General features: G+C 73.2%; 16 protein-coding genes and 1 pseudogene. 6 read left to right on the top strand and 11 right to left on the bottom strand.

Annotated features, from left to right (window positions below):
- The first annotated feature begins 184 nt into the window (after positions 1-184).
- Positions 185-1768, top strand: coding sequence for a hypothetical protein (locus ABZ457_RS23500; protein WP_359160414.1), 1584 nt, complete (start codon positions 185-187; stop codon positions 1766-1768).
- Here ABZ457_RS23500 and ABZ457_RS23495 read toward each other — a convergent pair.
- Positions 1692-2156: a MarR family winged helix-turn-helix transcriptional regulator gene (locus tag ABZ457_RS23495; RefSeq protein WP_359160411.1), complete on the bottom strand. Its 465-nt coding sequence runs from the start codon at positions 2154-2156 to the stop codon at positions 1692-1694. The two genes, ABZ457_RS23500 and ABZ457_RS23495, sit on opposite strands and share 77 nt — an antisense overlap.
- A gap of 182 nt (positions 2157-2338) precedes the next feature.
- Between ABZ457_RS23495 and ABZ457_RS23490 the strand changes: the two are divergent.
- Positions 2339-2731 (top strand): annotated as a pseudogene (locus tag ABZ457_RS23490) (isochorismatase family protein); the annotation flags it as partial.
- Between the two features lie 137 nt (positions 2732-2868).
- On the opposite strand, the gene ABZ457_RS23485 reads toward ABZ457_RS23490, so the two are convergent.
- Complete coding sequence (locus ABZ457_RS23485; protein ID WP_359160408.1) at positions 2869-3597, bottom strand: flavodoxin family protein; 729 nt, start codon at positions 3595-3597, stop codon at positions 2869-2871.
- A gap of 343 nt (positions 3598-3940) precedes the next feature.
- Between ABZ457_RS23485 and ABZ457_RS23480 the strand changes: the two genes are divergently transcribed.
- On the top strand, positions 3941-4603 hold the full coding sequence (locus tag ABZ457_RS23480; RefSeq protein ID WP_359160405.1) for an NAD(P)H-binding protein: 663 nt from the start codon (positions 3941-3943) through the stop codon (positions 4601-4603).
- 28 nt (positions 4604-4631) lie between these two features.
- Here ABZ457_RS23480 and ABZ457_RS23475 read toward each other — a convergent pair whose 3' ends face one another.
- A complete protein-coding gene (locus ABZ457_RS23475; RefSeq protein ID WP_359160402.1) occupies positions 4632-5618 on the bottom strand; it encodes a pirin family protein in 987 nt (328 codons plus the stop codon).
- A 61-nt stretch (positions 5619-5679) separates the two neighbouring features.
- Here ABZ457_RS23475 and ABZ457_RS23470 point away from each other — a divergent pair, with 61 nt between their 5' ends.
- Positions 5680-6156: a carboxymuconolactone decarboxylase family protein gene (locus ABZ457_RS23470; protein ID WP_359160399.1), complete on the top strand. Its 477-nt coding sequence runs from the start codon at positions 5680-5682 to the stop codon at positions 6154-6156.
- 146 nt (positions 6157-6302) lie between these two features.
- Here the strand turns inward: ABZ457_RS23470 and ABZ457_RS23465 are convergent, their stop codons facing one another.
- Both ABZ457_RS23465 and ABZ457_RS23460 read right to left on the bottom strand, forming a co-directional pair.
- Positions 6303-6608 (bottom strand): GNAT family N-acetyltransferase, encoded by a 306-nt coding sequence (locus ABZ457_RS23465; protein WP_359160433.1) that lies wholly within the window; start codon positions 6606-6608, stop codon positions 6303-6305.
- Between the two features lie 127 nt (positions 6609-6735).
- Positions 6736-7044 carry a GNAT family N-acetyltransferase gene (locus ABZ457_RS23460; protein WP_359160396.1) on the bottom strand — a complete coding sequence of 103 codons (309 nt, stop codon included), beginning with the start codon at positions 7042-7044 and terminating at the stop codon, positions 6736-6738.
- A 231-nt stretch (positions 7045-7275) separates the two neighbouring features.
- Here ABZ457_RS23460 and ABZ457_RS23455 point away from each other — a divergent pair, with 231 nt between their 5' ends.
- Together ABZ457_RS23455 and ABZ457_RS23450 are read left to right on the top strand one after the other, a co-directional pair.
- On the top strand, positions 7276-11031 hold the full coding sequence (locus ABZ457_RS23455; RefSeq protein ID WP_359160393.1) for a S8 family serine peptidase: 3756 nt from the start codon (positions 7276-7278) through the stop codon (positions 11029-11031).
- A gap of 124 nt (positions 11032-11155) precedes the next feature.
- Complete coding sequence (locus ABZ457_RS23450) at positions 11156-12154, top strand: helix-turn-helix domain-containing protein (RefSeq protein WP_359160390.1); 999 nt, start codon at positions 11156-11158, stop codon at positions 12152-12154.
- Positions 12155-12223: 69 nt separating this feature from the next.
- Here the strand turns inward: ABZ457_RS23450 and ABZ457_RS23445 are convergent, their stop codons facing one another.
- The 6 genes from ABZ457_RS23445 to ABZ457_RS23420 all read right to left on the bottom strand — a co-directional run bounded on the left by ABZ457_RS23445 (position 12224) and on the right by ABZ457_RS23420 (position 20151).
- Positions 12224-13642 (bottom strand): amidase, encoded by a 1419-nt coding sequence (locus tag ABZ457_RS23445; RefSeq protein ID WP_359160387.1) that lies wholly within the window; start codon positions 13640-13642, stop codon positions 12224-12226.
- A 40-nt stretch (positions 13643-13682) separates the two neighbouring features.
- Entirely contained in the window at positions 13683-14513 is an 831-nt protein-coding gene (locus ABZ457_RS23440; RefSeq protein ID WP_359160430.1) for an ion transporter, read from the bottom strand.
- 56 nt (positions 14514-14569) lie between these two features.
- Positions 14570-15223, bottom strand: coding sequence for a DUF6304 family protein (locus ABZ457_RS23435; RefSeq protein WP_359160384.1), 654 nt, complete (start codon positions 15221-15223; stop codon positions 14570-14572).
- Between the two features lie 122 nt (positions 15224-15345).
- The gene (locus ABZ457_RS23430) at positions 15346-17496 is read right to left on the bottom strand and encodes a hypothetical protein (protein ID WP_359160382.1); all 2151 of its coding nucleotides are present in this window, start codon (positions 17494-17496) and stop codon (positions 15346-15348) included.
- Positions 17397-18764 carry a BTAD domain-containing putative transcriptional regulator gene (locus ABZ457_RS23425; protein ID WP_359160379.1) on the bottom strand — a complete coding sequence of 456 codons (1368 nt, stop codon included), beginning with the start codon at positions 18762-18764 and terminating at the stop codon, positions 17397-17399. Before ABZ457_RS23425 ends, ABZ457_RS23430 begins: the two co-directional genes overlap by 100 nt.
- 112 nt (positions 18765-18876) lie before the next feature.
- A complete protein-coding gene (locus ABZ457_RS23420; RefSeq protein ID WP_359160376.1) occupies positions 18877-20151 on the bottom strand; it encodes a ricin-type beta-trefoil lectin domain protein in 1275 nt (424 codons plus the stop codon).
- Positions 20152-20167 lie beyond the last annotated feature (16 nt).

Here is a 20167-nt window from a genome sequence, read left to right as displayed (position 1 = left end):
TAGCCATCGGTGGGCTGCCCCCTTCCGGATGCTAGCCAGGTCGGACGGCGCCCGCAGGGGGCTCACCCGTTCGGCCCCGCCCGGATCCGCCCGGGCTCGGTCCCAGACGCCCGTTCTCGTTCGGAACCGCCCGGAACGCGTGTTGCGCCGGGTGGGACCGCCGCCCACCTGCAGGCTGGCCGCCATGCGGGACAGAGGCGTGATCCACGAGGTTCGACCCGGTACGCACGGCACGACGGGCGGGGCGGGCCGCGCCCCCTCCGCCGGGGCCGCCCCGGGGAATCCGCTGCCGCTGCTCGCGGCCGTCTCCGCCGCCTTCACGCTCGTCCATCTCACGCTGATCGCTCCGGGGCTCGGCTGGGACGAGACGGTGTACGTCAGCCAGGTGAGCCCCCAGGCACCGGCGGCCTACTTCAGCGCGCCGCGCGCCCGGGGCATCACCTGGCTCGTCGCTCCGCTCACGGCCGTGACCACCTCGGTCACGGCGCTGCGCCTCTGTCTGGCCGTGCTCGCGGGCTGCGGACTGTTCCTCGCGCTGTGGGCGTGGCGCCGGCTGCTGCCCGCGCCCGTTCTCGCTGTCGCGGGCGGGCTGTTCGCCGGTCTGTGGATCACCATGTTCTACGCCTCGCAGGCGATGCCCAACCTGTGGGTCGCCTACGGCGCGCTGGCCGCCGTCGGCTGCTTCCTCCGGGTCGTGCGGGACCCGGGAGACCGGTGGGCGGCCGCCGGTCTGGCCGCCGGAGTGGCGTTCGCCGCGCTGATGCGGCCGACGGACGCGGTGTGGCTCGCCCTGCCGCTCGCAGCCGCAGCGCTGGTGCCCCGGATCCGGCGGCGGGGGCTGCCACTGGCCGCGCTCGGCGCGGGCCTGGCGGCCGGGTGCGCCCCATGGGCCGTCGAGGCGTACCTCTCGTACGGCGGTCTCGCCGCCCGGCTGGACCGCGCCAGTGAGATCCAGGGCCGGCTGGGCTGGTACTTCGCCGTCGACGACCATGTCCGCGCCCTCGGCGGGCGGACGCTGTGCCGCCCCTGCGATGTGCCCTGGCGGTATCCGGCGGCCGCGCTGTGGTTCTTCGCGCTGCCCCTGCTCGTGGCGGCGGGTGTGCGGGCCGCTGCCCGCGACGGCGGCCGCCGCCGCACGGCGCTGGTGCTCGCGACGGTGGTGGGCGCGGCACTGGCGGCGCCCTACCTGTTCACCGTCGGCTACGCGGCGCCGCGTTTCCTGCTGCCCGCGTACGCGCTCCTCGCCCTGCCCGTCGCGTACGGCCTGGTCCGGGCGTGCCGGCCCCGGCCGCGCGGGCGGCGGCTGGTGGTCGGGCTCGTCGCCGTGGCCCTGATCGCGCACCTGGCGATCCAGTACCGGCTGGCCGACAGCACCGCCGACCGGGTACGCCGAGAAGCGGCCGACCTCGGGCGGGTCGCGGCCGAACTGCGCGCCCTGGGGCTCCGCCCGCCGTGCGTGGTCAGCGGTACGGAGTCGATCCGCGTCGCCTTCCGCACCGGCTGCGCCTCCCGCCAGCCCGCCGGCCCCAACCGGAGCATCACCCCGGACGAACTCGTCGAGACCGCGCTCCGCCGGCCGGTCGCGATCCTGGTGCCGGACGGCGTCCCGCCCCCGTCGTACGCCCGCGACTGGCCGGCCCACCCGCTGCCGGACCTGGGGCGGTGGACGGGGCTGCGCGCGTATGTCTCCGTCAGTCGGGCTGCTTCTCCAGATGCGCGAGGACGCGGTTCGAGATCAGGGCGATCGCGGCGAGTTCGTCCTTGGTGAGGGCGTCGACGAACAGCCGGCGAACATGCTCGACATGCAGGGGCGCGGCCTCTTCGATCGCCGTGCAGCCGGCCGGGGTGGCGACGATGAACGCTCCGCGCCCGTCGTCGGGACACTCTTCCTTCTCCACCAGTCCGCGCTTCGCCATCCGCCCGACCTGGTGGGACATGCGGCTCTTCTCCCACTCCACCAGCTTGGTCAGGTCCATGAAGCGCATCCGTCCGCCGGCTTCGGTGAGCTTGGCCAGGACGATGTAGTCCGACGCGGACATCCGCGAGTCGCTCTGCATCTTCCGGGAGAGACGCCCGATCAGCTGCTCCTGCATGCGGATGAAACCGCTCCAGGCGGCCTGCTGCTCCGGGGTCAGCCAGCGAGGTGATGCGTTCATGGACAGAGCGTAGCGAGATCGCCGACGGCTCCTCCAGCCAGCCCGAACCAGGGCTAGTTGACCCTTCAACGACTGACCCTCTCATGATGATGACGCGTCAACCAAATAGTCGGAGGCCGCCGGCCGGTCGACCCGCCGACGCGGACTTCCAGGAGGGGAAACTCGTGAGCACCGAGAACAAGGAGCAGAAGCCGATCAACAGGACCCTGATCAACACCTGGCAGGACGAGCGGGTGGTCGATGCCGTCAAGGCGACCGGCCGCAGGAAGCTGATCATCGCCGGCCTCTGGACGGAGATCTGCGTGGCGATGCCGGCGATACAGGCGGCGGGCGAGGGCTTCGAGGTCTTCGCCGTCACCGACGCCTCGGGCGGAGTCTCGAAGGAGGCGCACGAGATGGCGGTGTTGCGCATGGTCCGGGCGGGCGTGGTCCCGATCACATGGATGGCCGTGCTCGGCGAGTGGCAGCGCCACCGGGCCCGCGAGAAGACCGTACAGAGCGCCGCCGAGATCCAGCTGGAGCACGGCGGTGCCAGTGGTGTGGCCTTCGCCTGGGAGTTGCAGCTCCTGGCCACGCCCGCCGACGGCGCGGTCCGAGCTCGCCGCCCCGGCGCCGGCAGGCGGCATCCGGTCCGGGTCGGCGCGCTCCGGGGCGGCGCCGGGGCGGACCGCGGCGCGCCCACATCGGTCCCGGGCCCCGGGGACGTGACGGGTCAGCGGTAATCGGGATTGGCGTAGTCGGGGCGGCAGCCGGCGTCCCAGGCCGAGCGCTGGTTGCCGTAGGTCGGGAACCCGCCGGCACCGCGGATCATCGACGCGAGGTGGAGCAGGTTGTACGTCATGAAGGAGATGTTGCGGTTGGTGAAGTCGTTCTCGGGGCCGCCGGAGCCCTCGTCCAGGTAGGAGGGACCCGGGCCGACCTCGCCGAGCCAGCCCGCGTCGGCCTGGGGCGGGATGGTGTAGCCGATGTGCTGGAGGCTGTAGAGGATGCTCATCGCGCAGTGCTTGAGGCCGTCCTCGTTGCCCGTGACGAGGCAGCCGCCGACGCGTCCGTAGTAGGCGTACTGGCCCTGCTCGTTGAGCACGCCGGAGTAGCCGTAGAGCCGTTCGATCACCCGGCGGGTCACCGAGCTGTTGTCACCGAGCCAGATCGGTGCGCCGATGACCAGGATGTCGGCGGCGAGGACACGGCGGAGCAGTGCGGGCCACTCGTCGGTGCCCCATCCGTGCTCGGTCATGTCCGGCCGGACGCCGGTGGCGATGTCGTGGTCGACGGCGCGGATCTGGTCCACGCTCACGCCGTGCGCCTCCATGACGGCCACGCTGCGGTCGATCACGCCCTGGGTGTGGCTGCGGTCGGGCGACCGCTTGAGGGTGCAGTTGATGTACACCGCGCTCAGCCCGGTGAAGTCGGGCTTCTCGCCCGCGGGCGCGTTCGTCATGGTGATCCTTCCGGCTGTTCCTTCGTCCTGTCGGCCCGGCGGGTCGGGGCTCCTGGATTCGAGCTCCCACTCGACGACGGCGGCCTTCGCACAAGGAAAAATAGGCTCCCCGGAAGCCGATTCGGGTGGCGACACCACTGCCGTGACGGCAAACGGCGCCGGGGCCCGTCCGACCGTGGTGGTTGATGCATCATCTACACTTCATGACACTTGACACGTCAACCACACAATCGCCCGTGCGAGGGTGGTGGTCCCGAGGCCGGCCCGATCGGGCCGGCCGGCATCAAGCGGTCGCGCGGACCTCGGAGCCGGCGACCCCTTATCGAGTGGCGGAGCATCTGCGGTGGACATTTTCATCATGGGCATCACCGGTGGCGTCGGCGGTCTGCTCGCGCGGAAACTGCGCTCGCGAGGAGACGCAGTCCGCGGGCTCGTCCGCCGGGACGACCAGCGGGCCGAGCTCGCGACGCAGGGCATCGACACACGAGTCGGCGATCTCTCCTCCATGACCGTGGAGGAACTGGCCGCGGCGTTCACGGGCGCCGACACGATCGTCTTCAGTGCCGGATCGAACGGCGGTAGCAAGGAGGTCACCAAGGCCATCGACGGCTCCGGGGTCACGAAGGCGATCGCGGCGGCCGGCCTGGCCGGCGTCGAACGCTTCGCCCTGGTCTCGGTCCTCCCGGAATCATGGCGGGAACGCGACCTCGGCGAGGAGGTCGAGTACTACTTCGCCGTGAAGAAGGACGCGGACATCGCACTCAGCCGCAGTGAGCTCGACTGGCTGATCCTCCGACCCTCCCTGCTGACCGACGGCCCGGGAGTCGGCACCGTGTCCCTGGGGCCCGCGGAGTTCCACGGACAGATCACCCGCGACGACGTGGCCGGCACCCTCGCCGCACTGCTCCACGAGCCCGGCATCGGTCGGCAGATTCTCGAACTCAACACGGGTTCGACCCCGATCGACGAGGCGGTTCGGGCGAATATCCGCCGGACGCGGACGTGAAAGGATCTCCCAGGAGGGGTCCGGCGAATCAGGAGCGGGGCGGGTTTCGGCGGGGCGAGAGCGTCGCGTTGGGCAGTTCCGGGGCGGGCAGCCGCTTTCCGGCGTAGCCCTCCACCTCACCGAAGCGGTCGGACGCCGACGCCCAGTCCTCGCGGGCCCGCACGATGTCGTCGTGGCTGCGGCCGATGAAGTTCCACCACATGACGGTCTCCTCCTCGAACGGCGGTCCGCCCAGAAGAACGACGCGGGCCCCGGTCGGGGCGGTGTTGCGGAGGGTCAGCGAGCCGATGCCCGGACGCAGGTACCCGAGCTCGGCCGGGCTCAGTACGGTCCCGTTGAGTTCGACGTCCCCCTTGTCCACCAGGAGCCCGTGCTCGAACCCCGCGTCGACGGGCAGGGTGAGTGAGGAGCCGGCCGCGAGAGTCAGCTCCGCGCCGAGCAGCGGCGTGAAGGTGCGCACCGGCGAGACGGCGTTCAGCAGGGAACCGAGGAAGACCTTGATCTCGGCGCCGTCCTTCCGGATCGGCGGCGGTACGTACCGCTGGAAGTCCCTGGCCGCCTCCCGGTGCGCGTCCGGCAGCGCCACCCACAACTGCACGCCGTGCAGGACGGTCGTGCGCGCGGTGGACACCTCGGAGTGGCTGATCCCCCGGCCCCCCGTCATCAGGTTGAGCTCGCCGGGGTGCACGAGGGCATGGCTGCCGAGACTGTCCCGGTGCTCCACCTCCCCGCTGAACAGCCAGGTGACCGTCTGCAGTCCGGTGTGGGGGTGCGGTGGGAGGTCCATGCCCCCGCGCAGTGCGACGTCGTCGGGTCCGTAGTGGTCCACGAAGCACCAGGCGCCCACGAAACTCCGGGCCCGCTGGGGAAGGGTGCGGCGCACCCGCATGGCCCGGGGACCGCCGAGCGGAACCTCACGCGGCGTCAGGATCTCGACCTGGTGGAGGGCGGGGTCGGCCGCCTCCGGCCCGTTGGCGCAGCGCGTGGTGACGGGATCGGGCTCGACGTTGCTCATGCTTGTCTCTCCGGATCTATGGTTTATCGTTCAACAACATTCTCGCCCCAAGGAGCGCACAGTGACCATCACCTCGACATCGAGCCGCGACCGGAACGTGTTCATCGACAAGTTCGACCCCGACGTGTTCCGTGCTCTGGCACGGACCGCCCAGGCCGCCGGTGCGGCGGCGGCTCGCGCCGGCCTGCCGGTGACCCTGGTGGAGCTGGTCAACCTCCGCGTCTCCCAGATCAACGGGTGCGCCTACTGCCTGCGCGCCCATACGCGGGCGGCACTCGCGGCCGGGGAGACGGCCGGGCGCCTCGGGCTGCTGGCGGCCTGGAGGGAGACGGACGTCTTCACCGCCGCGGAGCGCACGGCGCTGGCCCTGGCGGAGGCGGCGACGAACCTGGACGGATCCGCGCGGGGCGCCGCGGCCGCCGCCGCGCGCACCGAGCTGACCGACGACCAGATCTCGGCCGTGCTCTGGGTCGCGATCACCATCAACGCCTTCAACCGCGTGTCGATCATGAGCGGGCATCCGGTCAAGGAGGTCTGACCCCACCGCGGCCCCGGCACCCTCGGCCGTTCCGCGGTGCCGGAGTGCGGGGGTGCGGGGGTGCGGGACGCGCACGCCGAGGTCATGGACCTCGCCGAAGAGCGCGAGCGCCAACTCCGTTGGTTCCCACGGGTCCTGACGCGGCCTCAGAGCCCGAACCGGGCCCTCTGCTCCTGCGGCACCAGGTCGGTGTACTCCGCGTGCCGGCCGAGCCAGCCGCGGATGAAGGGACAGAAGGGAAGCACCTTCAGCCCCTTCTCCCTGGCCTCGTCGAGGACCGCGCGGGCGAGCACACCGCCGAGGCCCCGCCCCCCGAACCGCGGGTCGATCTCCGTGTGGAGGAAGGCGATCTCGTCCCGGAACCGGTGGTACTCGACGAATCCGGCGCGCTCGTCGCCGTCGAAGATCTCGAACCGCGATTCGCCCGGGTTGTCCACCACGCGAGATTCCATCATTCCTCCTCGGAAGGGCTGCCGCGCCGCCGCTCCTCCTACGGGGAGGTGACGTCCGGGGGCAATCCAATCAACGACTTAGTTGACTAGTCAACATACATGCCCGGCGCTCGCGCGGGCGGCCCCCTCAGTCACTGACCTTGCTGCGCGCCTGGTACAGCAGGTCCCGGTACTCGGGATGCCGGTCGATCCAGCCCGCGAAGAAGGGGCAGGTGGCCAGCACCCGCAGCTTCGCCTCCCGCGACTCGTCGAGAGCGGTGCGGGCCAGCGCCGACCCGACTCCCCTGCCCTCGTGGGCCGGATCGACCTCGGTGTGCACGAACGCGATGAGCTCCGCCGTGCGGATGTACTGCGCGAAGCCCGCCGGCTCGGCCCCTCCGTCGACGCGGGCCTCGTAGCGCTTCGCCTCGGGTGCGTCGTTCACTTCGACCGCCATGTGTCCTCCTCGTGGACCTGTCCGGGGCCGGCCTGGCGGACATCCGCCGGCCGGGATCTCACCCTAGCCATGCAAGGTTGACGCATCAACCTTATGATGCATGCGCCTCACCCTGTCGTGCTTGCGACATGTCCCACCTGCGTCACGGGATTCGCATGACACTCACCCGGCCGTCGGCACATTCTGACCCCCGCATGCCACGACTTCGATGCCCAGAAAGGCAACGCACCGATGAGACGTTTTCGCCTGTTGGCGGCCGTATCGGCGGGACTCGCGCTGGCCGCCGGCGCCGTGTCGCCCCTGCCCGCGGCCGCGAGCCCGCCCGGTGGGAGTGTCACCGCGAGCCCGCCGGCAGACGGCCCGGCGACGGTCCGGCTGATCACCGGTGACCGGGTGACGCTCGTCCCGGGCCCGGACGGCCGCCAGGTGGCGTCCGTCACTCCGGGTCCCGGCAGGGAGGGGGTGCTCTTCCGGACACTGGAAGAGGACGGCCGTGTGACGGTCCTGCCGTCCGACGCCGACCCGCTGGTGGCAACCGGGCGCCTGGACCGCGGCCTCTTCGACGTCACCTCGCTCCTCGCGCAGCGGTACGACACCGCGCACACGGACGCCCTGCCGCTGATCGTCGAGGAGCCCGACGGGGTGGTGGCCTCCTCCCTCGGCGAACTGACGGGTCTGGCACAGGACTCGTCCGTGCGCAGGCTCGACAGCATCGACGCACGCGCCCTGCGCATCGGCAACGCCGACCTGGGACGGTTCTGGAAGGCGTTGCTCCCCTCCGGCGGGGAACGCACGAAGGCCGCCGGCACGCCGCGCGTGTGGCTGGACGGCCGGGTGAGCGCCTCCCTCGACCGCAGCACGGCCCACATCGGCAGCCCGGAGGTGTGGTCGTCCGGCTACCGCGGTGACGGGGTCAAGGTCGCCGTCCTGGACACCGGCGCCGACGAGAGCCACCCCGATCTGGCCGGCCGGGTCACGGCTGCCAGGGACTTCTCCGGCAGTGGTACCGGTACCGGCGACCTGTTCGGGCACGGCACGCATGTGGCGGCCATCGTCGGGGGCAGCGGCAGCGGCTCCGGCGGCTCCCGCCAGGGCGTGGCGCCCGGCGCGCGGCTGCTGGTCGGCAAGGTGCTCGGCGACGACGGCTTCGGGAGCCAGTCGCAGGTCATCGCGGGCATGGAATGGGCGGTGGAGCAGGGGGCGGATGTCGTCAACATGAGCCTCGGCTCCTCGGCGGCCACCGACGGCACCGACCCGATGAGCACGGCCCTGAACGACCTCAGCCGGCACAGCGGCGCCCTGTTCGTCGTGGCCGCCGGCAACTCGGGCGACCAGGGCCCCCGGACCATCGGCTCCCCCGGCGCGGCGGACGCCGCGCTGACGGTCGGCGCGGTGGACCGGGACGACTCGCTCGCCCCCTTCTCCAGCCGCGGCCCGCGCCTGGGCGACGAAGCCGTCAAGCCGGACGTGACGGCCCCCGGTGTGGGCATCGTGGCCGCCCGCGCGGCCGGCACCTCCATGGGTTCCCCGGTGGACGAGCGGCACGTCGCCGCCTCCGGCACCTCCATGGCGGCTCCCCATGCGGCGGGGGCGGCCGCGCTGCTGGCCCAGCGGCATCCCCACTGGACCGGTGCCCAGTTGAAGGACGCTCTGATCAGCACCGCGGTGACCGTGGCCGGCCAGAAGGCGACGGAGCAGGGAGGCGGACGGATCGACGCGCGCGCCGCCGTACTCGGTGCCGTGAGCGCCACCGGGACCCTGACCCTGGGCCCGTACACGTCGGAGGCGACCGAGCCCGACGTGGCCCGGCTGCGGTACACCAACTCCTCCGACAAGGAGGTCGCGCTGAGTCTGGATGTCGAACTGGCCACGGAAGGCGGCCGGAAGCCCGCCGACGGATCGGCGCGCCTCGGCGCGACCGGTGTGCGGGTGCCGGCGCGGTCCTCCGTCGAGGTCCCGTTGACCGTCGACCCCGCCCGCGCGGGGCAGGGCAGGTTCTACGGATACGTCACCGCCACCTCCGCCGGCGGTGCGGTGCTCGCCCACACCACGGTGAGCCTCGTCGTCCACGGGCCGACGCACCGGATCACCGTGCGGAGCATCGACAAGGACGGCAGGCAGGTCAACGACCTGCCCACCCTCTGGGGCGCGGACGGCTTCGTCGGCTACACCGACCCCGCCGCGGCCGTCGCCGAGGTCGAGGAGGGCGTGTACCAGATCAGCACCAGCCGGCTGGACTCCTCGGGCGACGGCCAGGAACTGCGCCACGTGGTGCTCCCGGAAGTGCGCGTCACCAGGGACATGACCGTCACGCTGGACGCCCGTACCGCAGTGCCGGTGGAGATCCGCACGCCCCGGCCGGCGGAGCAGCGCGGGATTCTGAGCTACCAGACCCACCGGGAGATCGGGGGCCGCGGTCTGACGCAGGGCACCATGTTCTTCGACAGCGCCAAGCGGCTGTACATCAGTCCGACCGCCCGTGTCACCGAGGGCACCTTCGAATTCGCCTCCCGCTGGCAGCTCGTCGCCCCGCTGCTGGAGGCGAAGGTGAAGGGGACGCGGGCCGGACTGGGCGCCTTCTACATGCCGATGTCGCCGCTGCTTCCCGCCTCCGGCGCGACCCTGTCCGCGGTCGACGCGGGTGAGGTGGAGGACGCCGTCCTCACCAGGGCCCGCGGCAGGCTCGCGGTGGTCAACAATCCCTCGGGTGCCGACGAGAAGGCCCTTGTCGAGCGTGCCGCCGGGGCCGGGGTCCGAGCGGTGCTGATCATCAACTACGACGACAACGGCTGGACCCGCTGGCAGCCGATGGGCGAGCGCTGGGCCCTGCCCACGGTACGGATCGGCAGGTCGGAGGGGATGGCACTGCTGACCCGTATCGCCCGCGGCTCGACCTCGGTGGGATTCTCCGGCACCGCGAACAGCCCCTACCTCTACGACGTGATGCAGGTGGCCCAGCAGCAGGTGCCGCGGCGGGTGGTGCACACGGTGTCCGCGTCGAACAGCGCGGTCGTCCCCACCACCTATGCCGACAACGGTGTCAGCGGCTGGGCGAGCGAGCAGCGCTTCGGCTGGCGGCCCTACCAGAGGACGGCCTGGAACCAGTACACCCGGTTCACCCCCCTGGGAGTCACCCGCACCGAGTACGTGAGCGCCAACGGCACCGCGTGGCAGCACCGGGTGCACCACACGACGACCCTCTCCCTGGACGAGCCCCTCGTCGTCGGAATGCGCGACCACCCGCGCACCCACCGGGCCGGTCCGCAGCCGCGGGAGACCTGGCAGGGCGCGGTCGTGCGGCCCTCCATTCCCGTGGGCACCTCCACTCCGACCGTGCGGGAGGGCGACCTGATGCGCCTGAGAATCCCGGAGTTCACGGACTCGCATGCCGGGCACTGGTCGCGCGGCGAAGCCCAGGGAGGTTCCGGTGCCTCCGGTGACGTTCCCGAGGGGGACGTCACCCGCGCGGTCCTGTACCGCGACGGTGAGAGGGTCGACGGGGTGACCACTGCCTGGCAGGACGTGAGCGTTCCGTCCGGACCCGCCCGCTACCGGCTCGATCTGTCGACGTCGCGCGGCTCGAAGGACTGGAAGGCCGGGGTGTCGACCCATACGTCCTGGTCGTTCCGCTCCGGCCGGAGCGAGCGCAGCGCACCGCTGCCACTGCTTCAACTCGACTACGGCGTACCGGTCGACGCGCGGAACGTGGTGGACGGCGGACGGTCGCATCGCATCGCTGTGACGGTCCGCGCGCAGGAGGGCCTGGCCGCCCCGCGTGGCGTGAGTCTCCGTGTCGAGGCGTCCTACGACGACGGACGGACCTGGACCACCGCGCGCACAACGGCCGACGGCCGCAACGCCTTCCGGGCCTCCCTCACGGCACCGACGCGTCGCGAAGCGTGGGTCACCCTCCGCGTCACGGCGAGCGACGGCGCCGGCAACAGCGTGCGGCAGACGGTGCAACGCGCCTACGCCGTACACCGGTAGCCCAGCGTCGGACACCCCCTCAGGGGGGTGTCCGACCTCGCCGAAGACCCCCGCACCGCCCTGCCGAGCGGTGCAGTACGGTACTCACCGATGCGACCCCGGGTCGGCAGGGAGGACGTTCGCCATGCTGGAGATCGCCGGGCTGTCCCCCGACGAGGAGGCCGTCTACGGGCTCCTCGTGGCATCCGGCCGGGCGGGCGCCGGCGACCTGGCGGAGCGCGCGGGCCTGACGGTGTCCCGGGCGGTGGACGTCCTCCGGGCGCTCACGGTGAAGGGACTCGCCAGCCCGACCGACGGCACACCGCACCTCTACCAGGCGGCCCCACCGGACGCGGCTCTGCTGCCGCAGCTCAAGCGCAGTGCCGACGCCCTCGACATCGCCCGGCGCGAGGCGGCGCGGCTCATGGACTCCTACCGGGAGACGATGCGCCGGCACGACGCGGGCCAGCTGCTGGAGGTCATCACCGGCGCCGAGGCGCTGCGCCAGTGCCTGCGCCGGCTTCAGAAGAGCGCGCAGGACGAGATGCTGTGGTTCTGCAAGGCGCAGTACGTGGCCATGCCCTCGGGCAGCAACGCGGACGAGTTCGACGCGCTGGCGCGCGGGGTCCGCTACCGGGTGCTGTACGAGAAGGCGTTCTTCGACGACGAGGGCGCGGTGGACAACGTGGTGGCGGGCGTCCGCGCCGGTGAGGTCGCCCGGGCCGTGCCGTTCCTGCCGCTGCGCCTGGCGATAGCGGATCGCGCCGTGGCCGTGTTCCCCCTCGTCACCGGCGGACCGCACGGCAGCCCCGGGGAACCCACGACGGCCCTGGTCAGGGACAGCAACCTCCTCGCGGCCCTGACCGCGCTCTTCGAGCGCTACTGGGAGGACGCGGTCCCCCTCGACATCGACGACACGGGCGGACCGCCGGACGACGGGCCCCCCGCGCCCGGCGCGCTGGCCCCCACCGACCGCCGCCTGCTGTCCCTGCTGGTGGCGGGGGTCAGTGACAAGACGATCGCCTCCCAGATGCGGCTGAGCCGTCGCACCGTCCAGCGCCGGATCCAGAGCATGATGGAACGCGCCGAGGCCGCGACCCGTATGCAGCTCGCCTGGCACGCGGCGCGGCACGGGTGGCTGTGAACAGCACCGCCCGCCTCTTCGGTGACGCCCGTCCCCGCGCCGCCGGAGCGCACCCGGCCCCCGTTCGCCTCACAGGTCCTGGATCCGCCGGAACGGTCGGTCGGCCTCCAGCTCGAACGCCGCCTCCAGCAGCATCCGTTCACCGCCGGGCCGGCCGGACAGCATGACCCCGACGGGCAGCCCGCCCTCGGCGGTCACGCCGGCCGCGGGGAAGGAGATCGACGGTGTGCCGACGACGTTGTTGACGGGCGTGAACGCCACATAGGCGAGAATCCGCTCGATCAGCGTCGGGTAGGGCACGGTCGGGTTGAGATGGCCGAGCGGCGGGGTGGTGTGCGCGAGGACGGGCGAGAGGATCGCGTCCAGCCCGCGGAACGCCGCCGCGTACGGCTCCCGGGTGCGCTTGAGCCGCCGCACCACCCCGGGAGTGCCCCGCCAGTGCTCCAGGTACGTCTCCCGCAGCCCCCGGCTGAGGGGGTCCATCCGGTGCCGGTCGAAGCCGGCTCCGAGGGTCCGGCCGGTGGCGCCGATCAGGAAGGACAGCAGCCCCCAGTAGCTGAGGAAGTCGTCCGTGAAGCGGGGGTCGACCGCCAGTTCCACGGGCTCGACCGTGTGGCCGAGCCGTTCCAGCGCCTCCGCCGTCTCCGTGACGGCCGCGCGGGTGGCCGCGTCGGTGGGGACACCGCTCGGCGAGTCGGGCAGGAAGCCGATGCGCAGCCGTCGCTTCGCCGGGCCCTCGACGAGGCCGACCGGCGGCAGCTTCGGATTGCGCCAGTGCGTCTCTGCGGCGGCGAGGAACACGGCGGTGTCCCGTACCGACCGGCTGACGATGCCGTCGGTGACCAGGTCGATGGGGAGCCGGCGGCTCTGCGCGTTCGGCAGGACGCGTCCGCGGGTCGGCTTGAGGCCGACGAGCCCGCAGCAGGCGGCGGGGATGCGGATCGAGCCGCCGCCGTCGTTGGCGTGGGCGATCGGCACGGCGCCGGCGGCGACGAGTGCCGCGCTGCCGCCGGAGGAACCGCCCGCGGAGCGGCCGGTGTTCCACGGGTTGCGGACGGGCTCGGCGCCCTCGTACTCGGTCGTCGGACTGAACCCGAACTCGGGCAGCCGGGTCTTGCCGAGCACGGAGACACCGGTGCTCACCAGCTGCCGCGCGAACGGCGCGTGGCGTCGCGCGGTCCGGGGAGTGAACGCCTCGCTGCCGTGCCCGGTGGGAAGGCCCAGGTAGTCGGTGTTGTCCTTGACGAACGTCGGCACCCCGGCGAACGGGCCGTCCGCGCCGGGGACGGGCGCCGGCGCCCCGGCATGGACCTGGACGGCGTTGAGCCGCCCCTCCACGTCCCTGACGCGCGCCACCGCGTCCCGGGCGGCCTCCTGGGCACCGACCTCGCCGCGCCGGATCGCCTCGGCGAGGCCGACGGCGTCGTGTTCTCCGAGGGCGTCGTCCCGGAAGACGTGCACCGTGGTCTCTTCCTCGAAAGCCGTCACCGCTGACTCCACCCCTGAACGCGTCTGTGGTCGGGCGCCATCATTCCCTACCAGCAAGTAACACGCGAGGGTCCGGCGCGGCTGCCGGCGCGCCCGGGCCGGTGGAGGCGGCTGCGGGCAGGGCGGCTTCCAGGGCGTCGAGGGCCTGGCGCGCGGCGGCGATACGGGTCCGGAGCTCGTCCTCGTCCTCGTCCTCGTCCGGGTCGCGCGGGGGCGCTCCCGTCTGCCGGTCCAGTTCGCGCGCCTCCTCCATCGAGCTGATGACGACGCCGACGAGGACGTTGACGAGGACGAAGGAGGCGATCAGGACGTAGGAGGCGTAGTAGAGGACGCTCCAGGGGGAGATCTCCAGGCCGCCGCGCACCACCTCACCGAGGCCGTCGAGGGTCATGAGGAGGAAGAGGGTGAGCAGGGCGCGGCCGATCGAGCCGTACTGGTCGGGGTCCTCCTCGCCGAAGGCGACCCAGCCGACCATGCCGTAGACGTAGAGGAGCAGCCCGCCCATCAGCAGGAAGCCGGCCGTGCCGGGGAGGCTGCGGCCCACCGCGACCATCAGGAGGCGCAGTTGGGGCAGGAAGCGGGCGGTGCGCAGGACGCGGGCGAGGCGCAGCAGGCGCAGGACGGTGGTGTTCTGCTGGACCGCCGGCAGGAACGCGCAGGCGACGACGGCCAGGTCGAACAGGTTCCACGGGTCGCGCAGGAAGGCGCGCGGGTCGTCCGCGTGGGCGCAGAGCCGCAGCAGGATCTCGGCGGTGAACGCGGCCAGGCAGAGGTGTTCGGCGAGGTGGATCCACTGTGCCCAGGTGCGGACGAGACCGGGGTAGGTCTCCAGACCGAGCAGCGCGGCGTTGGCCAGAATGACCCCGATCATGGTGAGGGCGAACCAGCGGGCCTCGGTCACGGTGCGCGCCCGCCGGGCGAGGGCGTTCACCGTGTGTAGTCCGCGCAGGAGTACGTCTCCTGGACGTCTCCCGCCCGGTCGTTCCAGAGCGCGAAGAGGCCGTCCTTCCACTCGATGGCCGCGAACTCCTCCTTCCTGCTGCGGAAACAGCCGAGTGATCCCATGAACCCGTATCCGCCCGGGTGGTAGTCGGAGAAGGCACAGCTCGCGCAGGTCTCGATGTGCACTCCGTCGGGGGCGTCGCGCTGCAATGCGGGCAGTGCCTGCTCCATGTCGGATTGATGACCCGAGGCGGCGAGGACGTCGTCGCCGCGGCGGAGGGTCAGCGAGACGCCGTGGACGAGTGCCGGGGGTCCGGGGCGGGAGCGGCTGGGGACGCTCACCTCCAGTGTCAGGGGCAGTTGTTCGGTTCCCGACGCGAGACGGACCCGGACCGGGAGGGACCAGGTCATCGTGAACCCGCACAGGTCGCCGTTGTCCAGCTCGGGCGGCTGGGGGGTGCGTCCGGGGTCCGTCGTCGGTTCGAGGCCGTCGGGGCTGTATCCCTCGAAGCGGTTTCCCCCGAATTCGAGCACGAGAGAACTTCCGTGGTTCGTCAGAACACCGTCGGCCGACCCCCATCGGTCATGGATGGAGACATGCGTGATCAGCGGGGGGTCGTACCCCGGGTCTTCGGGCATGAATCCACTATCCCAAGGCCCGGTCACCGGAACGCCCCGCTACGGCGCCGGTCCAAGGGGGCGCCAAGTGGGCGCCAAGAGGCCCCGGTTCGGCCGGGACCGGAGGGCCGGCGCCGGTTCGGTCAGGGCCCGGCGGTGAGGGCCTCGGCGGAGGCGCGGGCCGCGGCGGCGAGGTGGTGGGCGTCCCAGAGCAGGGCGACGTGTTCCGCCTTGGCGAAGGCGGCGGCCGCGGCGGGCCGGTCGCCGAGCAGGGCGTGCAGTTCGCCGAGGGCCTGGGCGAAGGGGCGGGTGCAGAAGGCCGTGGTCGCGGCGGAGCCGAGCTGGTCCTGAACGGCTTCGAGCAGGGGGACCAGCCGCACGGCGGCGTCCGTGTCGCCGAAGACGCAGGCCAGACGGGCGCGGGCGCCGAGCCGGACGCCGTAGAAGTGGTCCTGCGGAGGATCTCGGTGGAAGCGGACGGCGCGGGCCTCGTCGGTCTTGCCCTGGAGGGCCAGCACCAGCGCGAGGGCTTCGCCGCCGTGGGCTCCCCAGGTCTCGTAGACACGGCGGGTGTGGGGCTCGATCTCGTCCACGCGGCCCTGGTTGAGGCGGATGGTGATGAGGCCGCGGGTGTAGATGTCGGCCCCGTGCCAGGGGTTGTGGCCGCTGAGGCGTTCCCGGACACGGAGGTAGGTCGCCTCCGCCTCGTCGAACGCGCCGTGCGCGTGGGCGAGCATCGCGAGGGTGGCCAGGCTCGCGGCCTCGGCGCCCGCGATATGGAAGCGGCGGGCGATGTCCAGTCCCCGTTCCGCGTGCCGGCGGACGGCGTCGGTGTCGTTGCGGATCGCCGCGGTCATCGAGTCGACATGCTCGCAGACCCATTGGTAGGCGGGCAGTTCATGGGTGCGGAGCAGTTCGCGCAGTTCGCCGACCACGACCGAGCAGCGGGCGGCCTGGTGCTCGTGCGGCAGCAGTTTGGTCATGGTGGTGAACGCCGCGGCGAGCAGCGCCGGATCGTTGGTCTCCCGGGCGACGGCGAGCTGCTGCTCGGCGGCCTCCAGGACGCGTCCGGAGCCGGAGCCGGCCAGTTCCTCGACGAGGCGCTGGAGCAGGCGCGCGGTGATCGTCGGTGGCAGCGTCTCCTTCGCGAGAAGCCGTTCCAGGGTGTCGACGACGTGGTCGTCCACCGTCCAGTGCCGCCGGGTCAGCCAGGGGGTGGGCTCGGTCCAGGAGGCGAAGGCGGCGGCCACCAGGTCGTTGCGGTCCGCGCAGCGCGCCTCCTGCACCGCGCGCTCCCCCGTGTCCTGGGCGGCGGAGACGGCGCCCGGCCGGACCTGGGCGCGGGTCAGGCGCCCGTAGAGGTCGACGAGCCGCTCGGCGCGCGGCTCGGGGGCGCTGGGGATGCGTTCGGCGGCGGTGATCGCCTGGGAGAGGAGGTCGACGGCCACGTCGTGGGCGTAGCGGCGCTCGGCGCGTTCGGCCGCGCGGACGGCGTACGTCACGGCCGCGGCGGCCTTGTCCACGTCGCCGGACCGGGCGAAGTGCAGGGCGAGCGCGTCGAGGTCGCCCGGGCGCAGGCGCTCCAGGGAGTCGGCGAGCCGGCTGTGCAGGGCGCCCCGGCGCAGGCCGGTGAGGTCGCCGTAGGCCACGTCGCGCATGAGGACGTGGGCGAACCGCACCCGGCCGGGCACCGGTTCGGTGAGGAGTCCGGCCCGGACGCACTGTTCCAGGGCGTCGATCACCTGGTCGGCGGGGAGGTCGCAGGCGTCGGTGAGCACGTCGACGTCCGCGTCCCGGCCGCAGACGGCGGCCAGGGCCAGGACCGCCCGCTCGGTCCGCGACCGTCCGGCGAGCCGCAGCCGCAGGACGTCCCGGATGGCCTCGGGCACTTCGGTGACCGCCGTCAGACTGCCCTCGGCGGCCAGCAGACGGGCGCTCTCGGTGACGAAGAAGGGGTTGCCGCCGGTGCGCGCGGTCAGGGCGGTGACCGTCTCCGGCGCGACGGGCCGGCCGCAGACGGCCCGCACCAGGTCGGCCACGTCGGCGGCGGGCAGGCCGCGCAGGGTGATCCGGTGGGCGGCCAGGCGGGCGAGTTCGGCACGCAGCGGGCCGAGGCGTTCACCCGCCTCGTCGGGGCGGAAGGCGGTGACCACGAGCACGGGCGCACGCAGGGCGGCGGCGGAGTTGAGGAGCATCAGCGTCTCGGCGTCCGCCCGGTGCAGATCGTCCATGAAGAGGGCGATCGGCGCCTCGGTGGCCGCTGCGGCCAGCCATGCCCTGAGCGCCGTGTGCACCTTGAAGCGGCCCGCGGCGGAGTCCGCGGTGGGGGGGGCTCGCCGTGGTCGCCGGGGTGCAGCAGCGGGGCCAGCGGGCCGACGGCGGCGGGCGGCGCGAGCCGGGCGAGTTCGCCCAGCGCCTCCACCCAGGCCCAGGCCGCGGGGGCGCCCTCGTGCTCGGGGCAGCGTCCGGTGACGACCGTCCAGCCGTCGGCGCGCAGGGCGTGCCCGAAGTGGTCGAGGAGTGTCGACTTCCCGGAGCCGGCCTCACCGGCCACCATCACGACGGCGCCGCGCCGGGCGGCGCCCTGGGCGGCCTCCCTCAGCAGGCGCAGCTCCGCCGTACGCCCGTACAGGGTCTCGTCGCCCGCGGGCCGGGACGGGGTCGGGCGCGGGCGGGCGGGGGTGCGGGGAGGCCGGGGAACGTCCGGGACGTCCCGGGAGGGTGTCGCGGGCGCCGGGGCGTCCGGGGGTCCTCCATGGAGCGCGACGGCCGGCCCGGGTCCGCCCCGGGGCAGGGCGAGGGCCTGTCGGAGGGCCTCCCGTTCGCCGCGCAGGATGGACTGCTCCAGCTCCACCAGGGGCAGGCCCGGGGCGAGCCCGACGGACTTGACCAGGACCGCCCGGGCGCGGCGCACGGCCGCCAGGGCCTCGGACTGGCGGCCGCCCGCCCACAGCGCGAGGGCCAGCAGTCGCCACGCCTCCTCCCGCAACGGCGCCTCGCGCACCAGCAGTTCGGCGCTGGGGACGACCTCCATCGCCCGGCCCGACTCCAGCCCCGCCCGGAGCAGGAGTTCACGGGCCATCAGCCGCAACTCGTCGAGGCGGGCCGCCTCGTCGGCGGCCCAGTCGTGGTCGGGCCACTCCGAGTAGGCCGGGCCGTGCCACCACTCCAGGGCCTCGGTGAGGAGCCGCCAGGCGTCCTCGGGCGCGGCGCCCGGCGCCCGGCGGACGGCCGTCTCGAATCGCCAGGCGTCCACGGAGTCCCCCGGCAGCCGCAGCAGATATCCGGGCGGGGCGCTCAGGATCAGCTGCGACGGCGAACGCGGCGGCCGTCCCGGTTCGAGGACGCGGCGGAGCTTGGACACCAGCGGGTGCAGCGAGGCCATGTGCCGGTCGCGGTCGCCGTCACGCCAGAGCCGGTCCGTGATGCGCTCGGCCGGGACGACGCTGCCCCGGGCGACGACGAGCATGGCGAGCACCGCGCGTTGCTGGGGACCCCCCAGCGCCACCCGGTTCCCTTGCGAATGAGCCTCGAACGGACCGAGGACGTGCAGGCGCAGCATGGCAGAGCAATCTACCGAACTGGCGTGCGTGCGGGGCACCACACGGGGTTCACATCGGGCTGACGGACCTCAGCACGCTCTCCGCCCCCCTTGCCTCACTCAGCTGTCTCACTCAGCGCAGCCGCCATTTCTGGTTGCCGGTGCCCGCGCACTGCCACTGCTGGAGCGGTGTCCCGCCGGCCACGACGTTGTCCTTGATGTCGACGCACTTGTACGACCAAAGGCTCACCAGGTCAAAGGCGCCGTTGAGGTCGAACCGCTGGGCGTTGCCGCCGTTGCAGACGGCGACCTGGAGTGCGGCGCCGTCGGCGAAGGAGGCGTCGGCGACGTCCATGCACAGGCCCAGGGAGCGGACACTGCCGTCCGAACGGAAGTCCCACTTCTGCCACTTCGCTCCCGTGCAGGGGGCGAGGCGCAGGGGCGAGCCGTCCTTGGCCCGGTGGGCGGCGATCTCGATGCACAGGGCGGCGGCGTTGCTGCGGATCATCCGGCCGGGGGCGGGGACGGCGGGTTCGGCGGTGGTCGGTTTCGCCTTGACCGGCTTGTCGCCGGACGTGCCGGTGGCCGGTGCGCCGCCGCCCGCGGTGCCGTTGGTGTCCGCGGCGTGCGGCGGGGCGGCCGTGCCGGGCTTGCCTCCGCCCTCGGCCGGGGCCGGTCCGCCGGAGCCGGCCGAGGGGCCGGGGGCGGAGCCGTCGGCGGCCGGGAGCATCTCCGTACCGGCCGTTCCCTCGCCGTCCTCGCCGTCCTGGTCGCCCTTGCCGTCCCGGTCGTTCCCGGTGTCCTCGGCGGCCTTTCCGGTGCTGCCACCGCCCGTGGGGCCCTCGGTGGCGGGGTCGACGGGTACGGCGACCGCGTCGGCCGAGGTTCCGGCACGGGCCGGGGGCGTGGACCCTTCGTCACCGTCCGAACCGACCGCGAAGGGCACCACGGCCAGTACGCAGACCAGCGCGACGGACCCGGCGACCAACGGGATCGGGACACGTGTGCCGGGCCCCGCGCTCTCGTCCCGCGTGGGGGCGGAGGACAGGGCGGTGCCGGGGCCGGCCGCGCCGTCGGGGGTCGCGGAGCCGCGCTCGGACGGGCGCAGGAGGACGAGCCGGGCCGGCAGGACACGGCGGCGCCGCACGGGCCGGGGGTCGTCGGGGCCGGGCGCTGCTGCGGGCGCCGGGACGGGGGCGGCGGGCGCGGGCTCGGCATCGTCGCCCGCCCAGGGCAGGGGCTGTGCCCAGACGGCGTCGTCGGACTCGTCGGACCGGGGCTCGGGAGGCTCCTGGGGCTCGTGGGACCGGGACTCGTCGGTCTCGTCGGACCGGGGCTCGGAAGGCTCCTGGGGCTCGTGGGATCGGGGCTCGTGGGGCTCTTCGGGCCGGGGGGACGTGGCTGGCATGGACGACTCTCCGTGC

Source organism: Streptomyces sp. NPDC005805 (assembly GCF_040630445.1).
Lineage (GTDB): Bacteria > Actinomycetota > Actinomycetes > Streptomycetales > Streptomycetaceae > Streptomyces.
This window is presented reverse-complemented; position numbering and strand designations above follow the sequence as displayed.